Genomic DNA, 16,261 nt, shown 5'->3' with positions numbered 1-16,261 from the left:
GACATTTTGCTCATAATTGAGTAAATTAGTGTCATTGGCAATCGCCGATATGTGAAGAATGTATAAATTTAGGAGGAAATAACTATGCAAGTGCTCATTGTCTTGATTATCGTCATTCTAGTCGTTATTTTGCAGCGATTCTGTGTGGATAATTAGGACATACTTGTGTGTTTATTTCTGAAATCCCCACAGTTTTGTTGAACTGTTGGGGATTTTTTGTTGTAAGAAATGCGTGGGAGGGCGTAGGGAAACTAAATCAATTAACGGAACCGATACCATTGGGATTCGAAAAGAGAGGAGCGGTGTAATCCCATACACCAAGAAAACTATGGCAGATAATTTTTCGTTTAATATCACTAGTGAGGATTTAAAATCACGTTCAGATCGAATTAAGTTGGGGGCTCATCAGGCCCCAGCGCGATCTTTGTTGTATGCAACGGGACAAATTAAAAATCCAGAGGACATGAACAAACCCTTTATTGCGGTTTGTAATTCCTATGTTGAAATCGTACCGGGGCATGTTCATCTACGGGCTTTGGCCGATGTGGCCAAAGAGGCAATTCGAGCCGCCGGTGGGATTCCCTTTGAATTTAATACGATTGGGGTTGATGATGGGATTGCCATGGGGCATGATGGCATGCGCTATTCCTTGCCATCCCGGGAATTGATTGCTGATTCAGCTGAAACAGTGATTAATGCTCATTGTTTTGACGGTGTGTTTTTCATGCCTAACTGTGACAAAATCACACCGGGAATGATTATGGCGTCACTGCGTTGTAATATTCCTTCTGTTTTTGTTTCTGGTGGACCGATGAAAGCCGGGCTGGATGCAAATGGTAAGGCGGCTACCTTATCAACTATGTTTGAAGCAGTTGGTACTTTTGAATCTGGTTTGATGAACAAAGAGGAATTTTTAAAGCTAGAACAAAGTGTTTGCCCTACTTGTGGTTCTTGTGCTGGGATGTTTACCGCCAATTCGATGAATACTTTGATGGAAATGATGGGTTTGGCTTTGCCATTTAATGGCACTGCTCTGGCTATTTCTGAAGAACGCAAAGATTTGGTCCGGGAAGGGGCTAAACAATTGATGCGGATGGTTAAGGAAAATGTTCGTCCTTTGGATATCGTTACTAAAGATGCCTTAGACGATGCCATGGCCTTAGATATGGCTATGGGTGGCTCAACCAATACAGTTCTACATACTTTGGCCATTGCCCATGAGGCTGGGATTGAATTTGATCAGGCTGACATTAATAACATAGCCAAAAAAGTTCCTTACCTGTCGAAAATTGCGCCATCTTCTAGTTGGACTATGGAAGATGTCCACCAGGCTGGTGGGGTACCAGCGATTATGAATGAATTGATTCGGATGGGAGGCGTCTTACACCCTGATCGAATGACCGTAACTGGGAAAACGATTCGAGAAAATGTTGCCGGTCATGCAATTTTGAATGATGAAATTATTCGGCGATATGATGTGAATCCATATTCTAAGCAGGGTGGACTATCGATCCTATATGGTAATTTAGCACCGAATGGGGCGGTGATTAAGTCTGGTGGGGTTGATTCATCCATTAAGACCTTTACCGGGAGTGCCGTAGTTTATAATTCTGAACAAGAAGCCGTGCATGGCATTGATAATGGCCAAATTAAAGCCGGAGACGTTGTCATTATCCGATACGAAGGACCTAAAGGAGGCCCTGGAATGCCGGAGATGTTAGGACCAACTTCTTCTATTATGGGCATGGGCCTTGGAAAAGATGTGGCCTTAATTACGGATGGTCGTTTTTCAGGGGCCTCGCGTGGTATATCGGTGGGCCACGTTAGTCCTGAAGCGGCAGCCGGTGGCCCAATCGGGTTAATTCAAAATGGGGATAAAATTACAATTGATTTGACTGAAAGAACGATTGAACTACACGTCGGGGATGAAGAATTGAATCGGCGTAAAGAACACATTAAACCCTTTAAACCTAAAATCACTAGTGGCTGGTTACTGAGATATCAAGCCTTAGTCAAGTCAGCCAACACTGGTGCGGTTATGAAGAATGTGGATGAATTATTTGAGGAGTACTAAAAATGAGTGATAGTGGTGACCTACAAGACCGGATGTTGGCCTGTTTAGAAAAGGTGATTGATCCGGAATTACGCTGTGACATTGTTAATTTAGGGCTGGTTTATGGTTTGAACTTTGAAAATGGCATAGTGACGGTCACCATGACTTTGACGACGATGGGCTGTCCCATCATGGAAGTCCTCGAACAAATGGTTCAAAAAAGTTTGCGAGAATTACCAGAAGTTAAAGACGTTAAGGTCGAATTGGTTTGGGAACCAGCATGGACGATTGATCGCATGAGTCGCTATGCCAAAATGGCCTTAGGAATACATTAAAAAGAAGAATCAGGGAGAGAAGTATGAAAATATTAACCCAGTTGTCGAACTGGATAACGAAGTATTTTGTGGTAATTATCCTGGCAGTTTGTGCTTTTGCCTACTTTGTCCCCAAGCCCGGTGTGACCTTGGCAACGACAAAAATTGGCCATCTATCAGCCGTATCAATTTTATTGATGATTATCCTGTTTGGCATGGGGGTAACGCTGTCAGTGGATAATTTCAAAGAAGTGGCTAAAAATCCAAAGATGGTAATCCTAGGAACAGTTGCCCATTATGTTATTATGCCGCTGGTGGCCTTTGGCTTGGTGCATTTGTTTGGTTTGACCGGAGCGGCAGCCGTGGGGGTCATCTTAGTTGGTTCGGCCCCATCGGGGACTTCTTCCAATGTGATGTCCTTTCTATCAGGTGGGGATGTCGCTTTAGATGTATCAATTGGTTTGCTATCAACCTTGTTGGCACCAATTATGATGCCATCTCTATTAAAATTGTTGGCTGGTAAATGGGTTGCAGTACCATTTCAAGAAATGTTCTTTTCAGCCTTAGAAATTGTGGTCGTACCGATTGTTTTGGGCTTGATTGTGCATACCCTATTAAAAAAGCATGTTGAAAAGATTGTTCAAGTAATGCCCTTGATTTCACAATTTGCTATTTTAGTTATTATTACCGCGGTTTTTTCAGCCAATGCCCATAATATTTTTTCGGCCACAGCCTTACTACTAGTGCCCGTTGTTATGTTACATAATTTATCTGGTTACGCCCTTGGTTATGGTTTTTCACGTTTGTTATCAATGAAAGAACCACAACAAAAGGCCATTACTTTTGAAGTCGGGATGCAAGATTCAGCCTTGGCCTCTACTTTAGCAATTTCTTATTTTTCACCAGCTTCAGCGCTACCAGCCGTTATTTTCTCGGTTTGGCATAATATCTCTGGTTCAACTTTAGCAGCCTGGTGGAAGAATCATGATCGTAAAATCAGTAACTAACGATTAAAATTAGTAAACGAATGTAAAAAGGACTAAGTTGCGAAGGTAACTTAGTCTTTTTTTATGGTAAGAAATGATTTACATATCATAGGAAGAAAAAGTTAATAATTGTGTCTAAATTAGTGCTTGCTTTTGTAAACAAGAGCTAAGTTCAAAATTATGGTAAAATACTAGTAATCACATTTTGAGTACAAAATTTGGAGTATGAATGATTAACTATCCGAAGGGAACTCATCGGCAGGAAAAGGTAAGCAATGCGCTTACTCGTAGCAAAAAGACGCAACGTGTTTCGCTCTATAGCCGGCGGGGAATGGGACTTGAAGATGAGATTAACCAAGCCAATGACTACTATTTAGAGAATCATTTGGCCGTTATTCACAAAAAGCCGACCCCAGTCACAATTGTTGGGGTCGACTATCCCATGCGTTCTGCTGCTAAAATAACCGAAGCCTACTTCCAAAAACCGTCCACAACAGATTATAATGGTGTCTATCAAGGTCGCTATATTGATTTTGATGCCAAAGAGACCAGTAATAAAACTTCATTTCCGCTTAAAAATTTGCACGAACATCAGATTCGACATTTAGCAAATGTTTTATCGCAAGGCGGGATTGGTTTTATCATTATTAAGTTTACCAAGTTCAATGAAAGCTACATCTATCCGGCTAGTCGGCTGATTGCTCAATGGCAGGATCGATCACAGGCACGCTCGATTACCTATGCGGCAATTGTTGAACATAGCTATCAAATACCTACTAGTTTGAATCCTAGTCTTGATTATTTACGGGCTTTGGATTCAATGTTGTCAGACTTGACCTAGTTACTAGGAGTTTTTTTTATGTCAAAGGATAATCAAGCTCAACCATCAACCCCTGAACCGAGTTCTCAGTCAGAAAGTTCAGCGTCGCAAAAGCGGACTAAACCTAGAGGACCAGTGATGCGGTTCTTCCGATGGTTAGGACTAATCATGTTGGCCTTAATCTTATGTGCCACTGCTTTGTTTAGCTACTATCTTATTACTGCACCTAAGATTACCGAATCAAGTTTATCAGCTGAAAATGCGACCCGGATTTATGACAAAGACGATAATATTGTCTGGTCTACTGCCACTGAAAACCGGGAGTATGCCACCCAAGACGATATTCCGGATGGTCTTAAACAAGCCATTGTTTCGATTGAAGATCGTCGTTTTTATAAGCATCATGGTGTTGATCCAATTCGTGTTGGTGGGGCCTTGGCTAGTAACTTGGCCGGCTCTTCATTAGGAATGCAGGGTGGTTCAACTTTGACCCAGCAACTGGTTAAGTTATCGGTCTTTAGTACTTCTAGTGCGGACCAAACGCTTAAGCGTAAGACCCAAGAGATTTATTTGGCCACTCAGGTTGAAAAGAATTATACTAAGGACCAGATTTTAGATTTCTATATTAACAAAGTCTACATGGGTCATGGCATCTACGGCATGAAGACCGCCGCTGATTACTACTACGGTAAGTCACTCAAAGAGCTATCAACAGCCCAATTGGCACTTTTGGCCGGTATTCCACAATCACCAACTAACTACGATCCCTATGCTAGTGATACGGATATCACCACCAAACGTCGAAATTTGGTACTACAGGCAATGGTTAAGTACGGGGCTCTTAGTCAAGACGATGCTAATCAGGCAATCGCTGTGCCCGTTAATGATGGTTTGCAAGATATCAGTCAAAAGGCTCAAGATACTGATGATAAACGTAAGCTGGTTGATGGTTATGTCAGCTCCACTATTTCTGAAGCAAAAGAAATGGGCTATGACACTACCCAGGGTGGTCTAAAAATCCATACTGACATGGATTATAAGTTGCAAAAAAAGCTCTATGAACAGGCCAATGATGCTTCTGCCCTTGATTACGGTAGTAAAGATTTGCAACTGGGTGCAACCATGACCAATCCGGATAACGGTCGCGTAATTGCCCAAATCGGTGGTCGTAACCTCAAGACCACCTTTGGTATTAATCGTGCTACCCAAACGATGCGTTCGGGTGGTTCATCGGTTAAGCCTTTGGTTGATTATGGTCCAGCGGTTGAATATTTAAACTGGCCGACTTACCGGACGGTTGAAGATAAGAAGTATAAGTACCCTGGAACCGATATTTCAGTCAATGACTGGGATAATAATTTCATGGGGAACATGACGATGCGTTCGGCCTTAGCCCTGTCTCGTAATATTCCAGCCATCAAAACCTTGGATGAGGTGGGAGCTAAGCGCTCATCTAAGTTCTTAACTGGCTTAGGCATCACTACAGCCAATTTGCCAGAAGGTTCGGCAGCCTTGGGAATTCCGATTTCTTCAGAACAAGAGGCTGGTGCCTTTGGCGCCATTGCCAATGGTGGCACCTACTATAAGCCTAGTTACATCAAAGATGTAATCACTAGCGATGGGACTACCCATAAAAATAAGGTCAACGGTAAGCAGGCCATGAAGGAAAGTACGGCCTTTATGCTAACTGACATGATGAAGGGTGTTATTAGTTATGTTGGAACTGCTTCAGAAGCTATGATTCCTGGCCTTCATCAGGCTGGTAAATCTGGTTTGGTCGCCTATGATGAACGGGCGGGCATGCCTGATCAAGCAATTTCAGATGCTTGGTTTACTGGTTATACTCGTTCCTATGTTTTGTCAGTTTGGATGGGCTATGATCAACCTAACCAAACGGGTCACTACATTCCTTGGGATAAGCAGGACCTACCATCAAAGTACTACAAGGAAATCATGTCCTATGCCATGCGTTATCGTAGTAATACGGATTGGCATGCCCCAAGTACGGTGACTAAGACAGTTCGTAACAATATTGCCGAGTACGAAGTAAAAGGTGCTAACTGGAGTAATGGTGGTTTGCCAAGTGTGGCTTCCATGAATGGTACCGGCAGCTTTGACAGTGATGATAGTTCCGATAGCTCATCATATAGTACTGGTTCAAGCTATAGCACTTCTAGTTATAGTACCAGTAGCTATGCCTCTTCTCAGTACCAGCGGCGAGAGACTGAAGAAGATCAACCAGCAACGACTAACAATGGTGGGGATGCGGCTAGCTCTTCCTCATCAGCTAGTTCGGCGCCAGCATCTTCAAGTAGCAGTCAAGTGTCATCATCTTCAAGTGAATCCAAAAAAACTTAAATTAAAAGCCCTGTCTTGAACGGGGCTTTTAATTTCGAGTAGTTGGGAGGATAAAGGCAATGAGAATGTGGGTTAGTGGTTACCGTAGCTATGAACTAGGTGTGTTTAAAGATAATGATCCTAAAATTCAAGTAATCCAGTATGCCTTGCGAACCTTTTTTGTTGAACAAATTGATTTAGGGCTGGAGTGGATTATTACTGGCGGGCAATTGGGAATTGAACAGTGGGCCATCCAAGTGGCCCAAGAATTAAAAGCCGACTACCCAGACCTTAAAATTGCCATGATTTTACCCTTTGCGGATTTTGGGGGTAATTGGCAACCGGCTAAGCAAGCGGTACTAGCTCAGTTAAAAACTCAAGTTGATTTTTTTGGTACGGTTTCAAATCAAAAATATCAAAACCCGAGTCAACTTCAGCAATATCAAGATTTTTTACTAGGTCATACCGATCAAGCGGCCTTAGTATACGATGCCGAATTTGAAGGTAAAGCCCAGTACGATTATCAAAAAATTTTAGCCTACCAGGCCAAACACCCGTATCCCTTGCAGTTACTGGATATGGATAATTTGCAAGAGGCAGCTTTAGATTTACAAGAACAACGAGAAAATAATCTGGATTAATTGCGATTCAGTTGGCTTCCTGTTAAGATGGTAGTAGTGAACTATAAGGAGTAATATCTGTGGCTCAAGTTAAATATACCCAAAAAGATATTTATGAACGTGTCTTTAAGCAACGACGGATGGGGGTTGGTTACGATCCCCAAGACGTTGATGACTTCTTGGATGGCGTTATTAGCGATTATGGTGTTTTTAATGACCAAATCGAACAACTTCAAGGTGAAGTCGCTAAGTTGCAAGATGCCTTACGGGCCGCTCAAAAGCAACTAGTAACTTACCAGAACTCTGGTCATATTTCGGCCGTAACTGCACCACAGGAATCTGAAGTAGAACGTCCTCGTAGCGTAGTTGCTGAAGAAAGTACGACCCAAGCTCAACCACAAGCCGCTGTGGTTAATTCAGTTGATACTGAATTGCTAAAGCGCGTGGCTAACTTAGAATTAGCGGTCTTTGGTCGGGAACGCTCTGATAAGAATCAAAGCGGTACTAATCGTAACCGCTAATACTCAACAATTGCAGATGCTGAGTAATTGCGCATAATATTTCTTATGTGAGGAAGGTCCATGCTCGCACATTCTGAGACGGATGTAGTGTTTGTGCTGGGATAAGAAATAAACCCAGGGGTGGTGGTAACACCATTACGGCAACTGAAAGTGCTAAGGCTTTGCTATGCATGAATAGGTTTGAAAGTGCTATAGAAACGGATATGCTAATGAAAGTTAGTATTTGAGACGAGGTAAACCCCACAAGCGGGCAACCCAAACTTTGGTAGGGGCGGCTGACCTAGTGAAATGAAACGATGGTCGGTATGGTTCGTTAGCGAACTTAGATAGATGATTACTGAAGGTATAAGCTCCTGACTTATACTGGAACAAAACATGGCCTATAGGCATCTGCAACAGGAATCCGCGTAAGCGGATTTTTTTATTATAAAGACGTCGACATTCTTTACTGACATAGTTTGATATTCTGGCTATAATGATGAGGTAGTTATTTAATAGAGCCTTGCAGGAGTGAACATGAAAAGAATATTTAAAGGGTTGACTTGGTCCCTTTTGGGATTGTTAATCATACCATTTTTTTTGAGCGCTGGAACTTCGGTTGCGGCCGATGAAACTGATCCAACTTTAGCTAGAATTCAAAAAAAGGGTAAGTTAACGGTTGGATTATCAGCCGATTATGCTCCTTATGAATTTCATACTAAGATTAATGGTAAGGATGAAATTGTCGGTTTTGATGTTTCTTTGGCTCAGGCCATTGCTGACAAATTAGGCGTTAAGCTAGAAGTTGAAGATATGGGCTTTGATGCCCTCTTGGGGGCCTTAAAAACCGGCAAAATTGACATGATTGCTTCAGGAATGTCAGCTACACCGGAACGTGAAGAACAGGTTGATTTTTCCGATGTCTACCTACGTTCACCACAGGCCATGTTGATTTTGAAAAAAAATCAGAATAAATACACCACTGATTTATCAACCTTTGCCGGTACTAAGATTGGCGCTCAAACGCAAACAACCCAAGAAGAGATTGCTAAGAGTATCAATGGGGCCAGCGTGGTTAGCTTACAAAAGTATCCTAACTTGATTTCTCAATTGAGTCAGGGTGTCATCAGTGGAATCGTTGCTGAAAAAACGATTGCTCAAGCCTATGAGCAACAAAATAAGAGTTTCAAGGTAATTTATCCAACTTATTCTGCGGATGGCAGTACGCAAAGTGCCGTAGCCTTACCTAAGGATTCTCCAGCCTTTAAAGCCAAGGTAAACGAAGTGATCCATAAGGTGACTACCGATGGTCAGTTTACTAAGTGGCAAAAGAAGGCCAATCAGCAAATGTTTGCAGATCAAAATGACAGCTACTGGCAAAAGTACGGCCACTACTTTGTGACTGGAACTGGCATTACCCTGGCCTTAGCAGTTGTTGGAGTAGCTTTGGGGGTAACCCTGGGTATTCTCTTTGCCCTGATGAAGCTGTCTTCAGTCTTTATCTTTAAAGCCATCGGTAATATCTATGTGGAGTATGTCCGGGGAACGCCATTACTAGTTCAGGCCTTTATGGTTTTCTTCGGTTCTCAAGCACTGGGTTTGAATTTATCAGCCTTTGCCGCTGGAGCCTTAGCGATGGGCTTAAATTCGGCCGCCTATGTCGCTGAAATTATTCGTTCGGGAATTACTTCAGTCGATGGTGGTCAAATGGAGGCGGCTCGTTCGCTTGGTTTGACGCATTCTAAGGCCATGTGCTTGGTAATTTTGCCACAGGCCGTCCGTAACATCTTACCGGCCCTAGGTAACGAGTTCGTCTCAGTTATCAAGGAAGGTTCCGTGGTTTCGGTCATTGGTGTGGGCGAGTTGATGTATGAAACAGGTGTGGTGCAAGGGGCTTCATTTGAACCCTTTATTCCGCTGGTTATTGCCTCATTAATTTACTTTACTTTGACCTTTACTATCAGTCGTTGCCTAGGCTTTGTAGAAAGTCGAATGCATCGTTAAAAAGGAGCCCTGCTAATCAGCAGGGCTCCTTTTAAGTGCTATTAATTTTCAAAAGTTACTCGGACACCTTCGGGTAGGGTAAAGCCTTTTTGCAAAAGGCTTAGTTCACCAGTTTGTTCATCACGAGCATATAGGGAAAGGTTATCGGTTTCTTGATTCGCGACGACTAGGTAGTTTTCGCTAGGGTCAAGCGCCATATCCCGGGGGAAGCTTCCCTCAGTGCTGATTAATTGGATTAATTCAATCTCAGCACCTAGATTGGTACATTCGAAGACACTTACGGAATCATGACCACGATTAGAGGTGTAAATAAAACGACCATCGGCTGAGACCCGAATCGCAGCGGCCCCGTTATGTTCAGTCCAATCATCAGGAATGGTAGAAGTGGTCATCAGGTGTTCAAAAGAACCGTCTTCTTGATTGTACTTTAATACACTGAGGAGGCTGGAAAGCTCACCTAATAGGTAGGCATACTGTCCATCGGGAGAAAAGCGAATATGACGAGGACCAAAACCGGCATCCGTTTGATAGCGGTTCAGTTCGGTTAACTGACCATCATCACTAACGTCAAAAGTAATAACTTGATCAGCACCTAAATCAACTGCGACTAAGCGATTGTCGGGTGTTAAATTACAAAAATGAATGTGGGCAGCGCTTTGTTCTGGACGGGGGCCTGAACCTTCGTTTTGAAAGCTATCGGCTAGTTGTAAACGACCATCGGCTTGAATTTTGTAGACTTCAACCAGACCCCGGTGGTAATAGCCGGCAAAGACCAACTGACGAGCTTCATCCACGCCGATGTAGGCTGGGGCGGATCCGTCACTTAACTGGGCATCCAATTCAACCATGGGCCGTTGGGTGTTGTCTAAGGTTACGACACCACCTTGACCATCGCGGTTTTCAACGGCATAGACCTTATTAGCCTTAGAAAGCGCTAGATAAGTTGGATTAGTTAGTTCAAAGACCAAAGTAGCATTTTGCAGCTGCTGGCTTTGGGTATCCAATTCAACCTCATAAACACCCTTTGAGGTGCGCTTGGTGTAGGTTCCAAGTAACAATTTATGAATCGACATAATTAAATAATGACTCCTTTTAATAGTTATCAAATACACTAACATTATAACATAGCCTTTTTACTCGCACTTAGGCGGCAATGTGGTAGAATAGCGTTTGTTATTGTCCTAAAGGCTGAGTAGCTTTTAAGTTAGAAAAAACATAAAAACCTGTTAAAGAATAATACGGAGTAGCCCATGACTAATCACATTGTTTTATTTGAACCCTTGATGCCGGCGAACACTGGCAATATTGCCCGCACCACGGCAGGAACTGATGCCGTTTTGCATTTAATTGAACCACTTGGTTTTGAATTAGATGATAAGCACGTTAAACGGGCCGGATTAGACTATTGGGAGCATGTTCAGTTGGTTCGCCATGCTAATTTACCAGAATTTTTGGCAACTTTAAAAGCCGACGATCAGTTATTTTTAGTATCAAAATTTGCTAATCGGGATTATAGTCAGGCCGATTATCAACAGGGCGGGGATTGCTATTTCTTGTTTGGTAAGGAGACGACTGGTTTGCCAGAAGTCTTTATGCGCCAAAACCCCGATAAAGCGATTCGTATTCCTCAAGATGATCAACATGTTCGTTCGTTGAACTTGTCTAATACCGTGGCGATTGTACTTTATGAAGCCTTACGGCAGCAAGGCTTTCCGGGATTGGAAAGTAGTCATCATTATGACCAAGATAAATTAAAATAATGGCTTGACGGCTAGCTGACTATTTGATATTATTATCTATGTTGTTTCGGACAAGAAATAACAACTGACCATGGCTCGTTGGTCAAGTGGCTAAGACGCTGCCCTTTCACGGCGGAATCGAGAGTTCGATTCTCTCACGAGCTATAAAAAAGTTGCAACGTTAAGTTGCAACTTTTTTATTTTCTCAATTTAATAGCTTATAATACAAATGATTTGGCAAGCTTGAAGAGGGGGAGGCTTATTGTGCCCAGTAAAAAACGAAGTCCACGTCCTAAAAAAAGAGTGAGTAAAAAGGCCGTAAAAAAGGATCAATCGACTAATATTACCTTATTAGTTTTTATTATTATCAGCATTTTTGCACTTTTTAAAATTGGTTTGTTTGGTATCTATGCGGCCAACTGTTTACGATTCTTTGTTGGTGATTTATATCAAGTAGTCCTCGGTGTAGCTCTTCTGCAATCCTTGTACTATTTAATCATGCAAAAGCCTTACTGGCCCAGTGGCCGGATTTGGCTGGGCGGTAGTCTGCTTACTTTTTCAGCTTTTCTAGGTTCTTCCATGCTCTTTTTTAGCCAAGGGAACTTTCCAGAACCGGGGTATGCTAACCAGGTGCTACGAATTATTGGACAAGATTTTACTAACCAATCTGCTGGAACGCCCGTGGGAGCGGGTTTAATTGGTGCTTGGTTGTACCAATTAAGCTTTCAACTGCTATCCAATATTGGCGTTATTATCTTAATTGTTTTGAGTTTGCTGGCAGGGGCAATAGTTTTATTTAAAATTCCAGCCCGAGATATTGCCCAAAAAGGGGTTGTACAAGCTCAGACTCAGGTTCAAGAGTTACAAAAAAAGCGTGGCCAACGTCGGGATCGTACGCCTTTATTAGCCAAAAAAGAGGGGCACGACATTGTTGATTATGGTGATGATCCCTTGGGCTTGCATAAGAGTCAGTCGGCAGGGGTACCACAGTCAGAGTCAGTCACTGACCAAATGCCAGTTATGCCAGTTTCAGAACCAGTTGAGCCAGAAATTAAATGGAATCAACCAACCAGTGATACGATTGGAACTGAAGCGGAGGCTAGTACTAGTCAAACTAGTAGCGCAGTACCTGATTTTACCAATAATACCATCGATGAAAATTATCAATTACCCTCAACTGATTTATTAACCAAAACCAAACCAACGGACCAAACTAAGGAGTACCAAAGCTTAACCGAAAAATCACGCTTAGTGCATGATACTTTGCAAAGCTTTGGCGTTGAGGCCGAAGTGACTAGCGTGGCTCTGGGACCTAGTGTGACTCAGTATGAATTAAAGCCTGGCCAAGGAGTTAAGGTAAACCGAATTGCCAATTTAGCCGATGATTTGGCCTTAGCCTTAGCGGCTAAATCAATTCGAATTGAAGCGCCAATTCCAGGTAAACCCTTTGTCGGCATCGAAGTCCCCAATGCAACTCAGTCAGTAGTTGGCTTTCGCGATATGATGGAACAAGTCCCCAATGACCATGATCATCTTTTGACCGTACCACTTGGGCGGGATGTCACGGGGAACATTGTTTTTGCTGATTTAGCCAGTATGCCCCACCTGTTAATCGCTGGATCAACTGGATCAGGAAAATCAGTCGGGTTAAACGGGATTATTGTTTCTTTGTTGCTAAAGGCTAAACCCAGCGAAGTGAAATTAATGATGGTTGATCCCAAAGTAGTCGAATTATCAATTTATAATGGGATTCCGCATTTACTAACGCCTGTGGTTTCTGATCCACGCAAGGCGGCCAAGTCCTTACAAAAATTAGTTGATGAAATGGAAAATCGTTACCAGTTATTGGCGGAATTTGGTAAACGGAACGTTAATGAGTATAATGCTGCCGTTGATGCCCATAATCTTGCAGCTAAGGATAATGGGCAAGCAGTCATGCATCGTTTACCTTACATTGTGGCGATTGTGGATGAGTTTGCTGATTTGATGAGCACAGTCGGGAGTGAAATTGAAGTTTCGATTGCTCGATTAGGAGCCAAAGCCCGGGCAGCCGGGATTCATATGATTCTGGCTACCCAGCGACCTGATGTCAAAGTCATTAATGGGACGATTAAAAGTAATATTCCTGGACGAATTGCCTTTAGAACTGCCTCTGGAGTGGATTCTCGAACTATTTTAGATAGTAATGGAGCTGAGAAGTTACTGGGTCGAGGAGACATGATCTTTGCGCCGCCTGGCAAACCGATGCAGCGCGTGCAGGGGGCCTTTATCAGTAACCAAGATGTGACCAATGTGGTTGAATTTGTAAAAAGCCAACAAGATGTCGAATACTCCGATAGTATGACCGTCACTGATGAAGAAATTGCCCAAGATGCTACTGGTAGTAATCAAGGCCAGAGTGAGGATGAACTCTTTCAAGAAGCACTCGAGTTTGTCATTGGGGAGCAAAAAGCTTCAACGTCGCTCTTACAACGACGGTTCCGAATTGGCTATAATCGTGCTGCCCGTTTAATCGATGATTTAGAAGCTGCCGGTTATATCGGCCCAGCTGACGGCGCTCGTCCTCGTCAAGTTAATATTAGCCGTAGTAATAATGCTGAATAAAAAAGAAGCCAGCATCCAATTAGGACTGACTTCTGATAAAAAAGGATAACTTTAAATGGTTATCCTTTTTTATTTGGTGAAAATCGGTTTAATTTGAGCGGCAAATTGACCATCGGGATCATTGACAAAGGGGATGTAGTCCTGCCAGTACCGATCAGATAGGAGCACTGGTCGGGCAATTTCGTCTGGAATATATTGGCGAGGAACGCCCTGTTGATCATCACGGGGACCATCATAATCTTTTAGAAAGTCCTGTAATTTCTTTTCAATTACTAAGGCTTGAGGGCCAAACCAGTTATAAGGTTCGCGATGAATCTGAGCATCATCAACGTTGAAAATGCCGGTTTGATCAGCAACGGCAAAGGGGTGAACCAGACTAACTAAAGTGACTTGACCAGCAGTCAGGGCCACAATCGCACCGGCCATTTCGGAGGGGAGTTGCGGACTGTTATTTTTCTGGGCAGCTAGTAAATATAAGCCATCGGCCAGTTGATTGAGCTGGACCTCTTTTCCCAGAAAAATAGTTAGGAGTTGCGCGGGACTAACGGTAATCGCTTGCATGTTTAAACCTCTTGAATCTTAATAAATTTGAACTGTTCAAAATCAAAGAGTCCTTGATCGGTAATTTTTAGACTCGGAATAACCGGCAAAGCCATAAAGGAAAGAGTTAAGAAGGGATCAAACGCCAGGTCACTCAAGGTTGAAAAAGCAGTTAATAGCTCCTGGTGTTGTTTAATAACCGTTTCAAATGGTTGGTCAGACATTAAGCCACCAATTGTCAGTGGTAGCGTGGTTATTTGTCCCTGATGAACCACAACTTGCCCACCGCCGATGTCTTTTAAGGTTTGAATCGCTAAGAAAATATCGGCATCGTTGTCACCGGCAGCGATGATATTATGCGAATCATGGGCAATGCTGGAGGCAATCGCCCCTTGATGGATTGCTAGACCTTGGATAATTCCCAGGCCGTAACCTAAATTATGGTAGCGTTCAACCACGACAACCTTAGTGAAATTCTGATTTGGTACAAAATAGCCATCCTCAACTGGTACGGGCACGCGTAAATGCTTGGTGGTGATGTGATGGGGCATAATTTTGATTACGTTGGCTGATTTTTGCGCCTGTAAGGGCAATGCCAAATCAGCTAAAGCCAAAGTAAAGTTAAAGCGGCGATCAACTAAACTTAAAATTGGTTGGGCCTGATTTTCAAACCACTGGCCAGCGACCATGACATCCTTGATTGTAACTTCTTGGCCGGGCTCAATAATCAATAAATCTGCTACATAGCCGGGTGCTATGGCCCCAACCTGGTCAATGTGTTGAGCTTGGGCGGCGTTATAAGAAGCCATTTTATAGACTAGGGCTGGATCTAAACCAGCCTGAAGGGCTAATTTAACATTGTAGTTAATCGAACCTTCGTGGTAAATATCACCAGCTGTTTTATCGTCAGTAGCAAATGAGAATCGATCTTCATTTTTTTCGGTAATAGCTGGGAGTAGGGCGAGTTCATCACGCTCTACGGTGCCTTCTCGGACAAAGACGTTAAAACCGGCCCGAACCCGATCGAGTGCTGCTTGGGCAGTACTGGCCTCATGGTCGGTGTCAATGCCATACTTCCGGTAGACAGCCAGTTGAGCTGGCGTAAGACCAGCCCCATGTCCATCGGCATGTTTACCGGCTGCCTGGGCATCTTTAATTTTGGTCAACATGTCATCATCTTGGTTAGCAACAGCTGGATAATCCATTACTTCAGCAAGACCATTTACCTGCGGATTGTCATAAAAAGGCTTTAAATCAGCAGCTTTTAAAGTTGCGCCAGCATGTTCAAAGGGGGCTGCGGGCACACTGGAAGGTAACATATAGTGAATATGTAGTGGCGTATCTTGGCTGGCTGCTAGCATGTAATCAATCCCTTTTTTACCGGCTACACTAGCAATTTCATGGGGATCGGCAAAGATGCGAGTGACCCCATTTTGTAGACTCAGCCGACCAAACTCGCTTGGTGTTAGTAGGGAGCTCTCAATATGAACGTGTCCGTCGATAAAACCAGGCACAATATATGCTCCGTTGGCATCATAGGTCTGTTGGGCTTGCCAATCATCTCGCTTACCACAATAAACGATTGTTTCTCCGTCAATCCAAAGATCGGTTTTGATAAATTCTTGATTAAAAACATCTAAAATCTGGCCGTTAATAATCTTCCAGCTGATTGTTGTACCCATGACTATCTTCCTCCTTATAATTGGCTTTTAGTTTATCATAGTTTTAGCTTAAAAGTTTGGGT

Annotated in this window: 13 protein-coding genes, 1 tRNA gene and 1 other RNA gene; 12 read left to right on the top strand and 3 right to left on the bottom strand. The window is 43.0% G+C overall.

Annotated features, from left to right (window positions below; translation table 11 throughout):
* Window positions 1-328 precede the first annotated feature (328 nt).
* The 9 genes from ilvD to C7384_RS02320 all read left to right on the top strand — a co-directional run bounded on the left by ilvD (window position 329) and on the right by C7384_RS02320 (window position 9,634).
* Window positions 329-2,074, top strand: coding sequence for a dihydroxy-acid dehydratase (gene ilvD, locus C7384_RS02360; RefSeq protein WP_089939500.1), 1,746 nt, complete (start codon window positions 329-331; stop codon window positions 2,072-2,074).
* A gap of 2 nt (window positions 2,075-2,076) precedes the next feature.
* The gene (locus C7384_RS02355) at window positions 2,077-2,388 is read left to right on the top strand and encodes a metal-sulfur cluster assembly factor (RefSeq protein ID WP_089939496.1); all 312 of its coding nucleotides are present in this window, start codon (window positions 2,077-2,079) and stop codon (window positions 2,386-2,388) included.
* Between the two features lie 23 nt (window positions 2,389-2,411).
* A complete protein-coding gene (locus C7384_RS02350) occupies window positions 2,412-3,374 on the top strand; it encodes a bile acid:sodium symporter family protein (protein WP_089939493.1) in 963 nt (320 codons plus the stop codon).
* Between the two features lie 208 nt (window positions 3,375-3,582).
* Entirely contained in the window at window positions 3,583-4,194 is a 612-nt protein-coding gene (gene recU, locus C7384_RS02345) for a Holliday junction resolvase RecU (RefSeq protein WP_089939490.1), read from the top strand.
* Window positions 4,195-4,212: 18 nt separating this feature from the next.
* Window positions 4,213-6,531, top strand: coding sequence for a transglycosylase domain-containing protein (locus C7384_RS02340; protein WP_089939488.1), 2,319 nt, complete (start codon window positions 4,213-4,215; stop codon window positions 6,529-6,531).
* Between the two features lie 59 nt (window positions 6,532-6,590).
* Window positions 6,591-7,151, top strand: a complete 561-nt coding sequence (locus C7384_RS02335; RefSeq protein WP_089939485.1) for an SLOG family protein — start codon at window positions 6,591-6,593, stop codon at window positions 7,149-7,151.
* Between the two features lie 59 nt (window positions 7,152-7,210).
* Window positions 7,211-7,651, top strand: coding sequence for a DivIVA domain-containing protein (locus C7384_RS02330; protein WP_089939482.1), 441 nt, complete (start codon window positions 7,211-7,213; stop codon window positions 7,649-7,651).
* 15 nt (window positions 7,652-7,666) lie between these two features.
* Window positions 7,667-8,039: RNase P RNA component class B (gene rnpB / locus C7384_RS02325), an RNA gene on the top strand.
* Window positions 8,040-8,167: 128 nt separating this feature from the next.
* The gene (locus C7384_RS02320) at window positions 8,168-9,634 is read left to right on the top strand and encodes an ABC transporter substrate-binding protein/permease (protein WP_089939479.1); all 1,467 of its coding nucleotides are present in this window, start codon (window positions 8,168-8,170) and stop codon (window positions 9,632-9,634) included.
* Window positions 9,635-9,675: 41 nt separating this feature from the next.
* On the opposite strand, the gene C7384_RS02315 is transcribed toward C7384_RS02320, so the two are convergent.
* Window positions 9,676-10,707 carry a lactonase family protein gene (locus tag C7384_RS02315; protein WP_089939477.1) on the bottom strand — a complete coding sequence of 344 codons (1,032 nt, stop codon included), beginning with the start codon at window positions 10,705-10,707 and terminating at the stop codon, window positions 9,676-9,678.
* 177 nt (window positions 10,708-10,884) lie between these two features.
* On the opposite strand from C7384_RS02315, the gene C7384_RS02310 reads away from it, so the two are divergent.
* The 3 genes from C7384_RS02310 to C7384_RS02300 all read left to right on the top strand — a co-directional run bounded on the left by C7384_RS02310 (window position 10,885) and on the right by C7384_RS02300 (window position 13,977).
* On the top strand, window positions 10,885-11,394 hold the full coding sequence (locus C7384_RS02310; protein ID WP_089939475.1) for a tRNA (cytidine(34)-2'-O)-methyltransferase: 510 nt from the start codon (window positions 10,885-10,887) through the stop codon (window positions 11,392-11,394).
* Window positions 11,395-11,466: 72 nt separating this feature from the next.
* Window positions 11,467-11,538: transfer RNA gene (locus C7384_RS02305), tRNA-Glu, on the top strand.
* A 99-nt stretch (window positions 11,539-11,637) separates the two neighbouring features.
* The gene (locus tag C7384_RS02300) at window positions 11,638-13,977 is read left to right on the top strand and encodes a DNA translocase FtsK (protein WP_089939473.1); all 2,340 of its coding nucleotides are present in this window, start codon (window positions 11,638-11,640) and stop codon (window positions 13,975-13,977) included.
* Window positions 13,978-14,046: 69 nt separating this feature from the next.
* Here C7384_RS02300 and C7384_RS02295 read toward each other — a convergent pair whose 3' ends face one another.
* A complete protein-coding gene (locus C7384_RS02295) occupies window positions 14,047-14,538 on the bottom strand; it encodes a hypothetical protein (protein WP_089939471.1) in 492 nt (163 codons plus the stop codon).
* A 2-nt stretch (window positions 14,539-14,540) separates the two neighbouring features.
* Entirely contained in the window at window positions 14,541-16,199 is a 1,659-nt protein-coding gene (gene ade / locus C7384_RS02290) for an adenine deaminase (protein WP_089939470.1), read from the bottom strand.
* Window positions 16,200-16,261: the final 62 nt, after the last annotated feature.

Source organism: Convivina intestini (assembly GCF_003096575.1).
GTDB classification, from domain to species: domain Bacteria; phylum Bacillota; class Bacilli; order Lactobacillales; family Lactobacillaceae; genus Convivina; species Convivina intestini.
The sequence above is the reverse complement of the archived record's forward strand: the minus strand, read 5'-3'. Positions and strand labels throughout refer to the sequence as shown.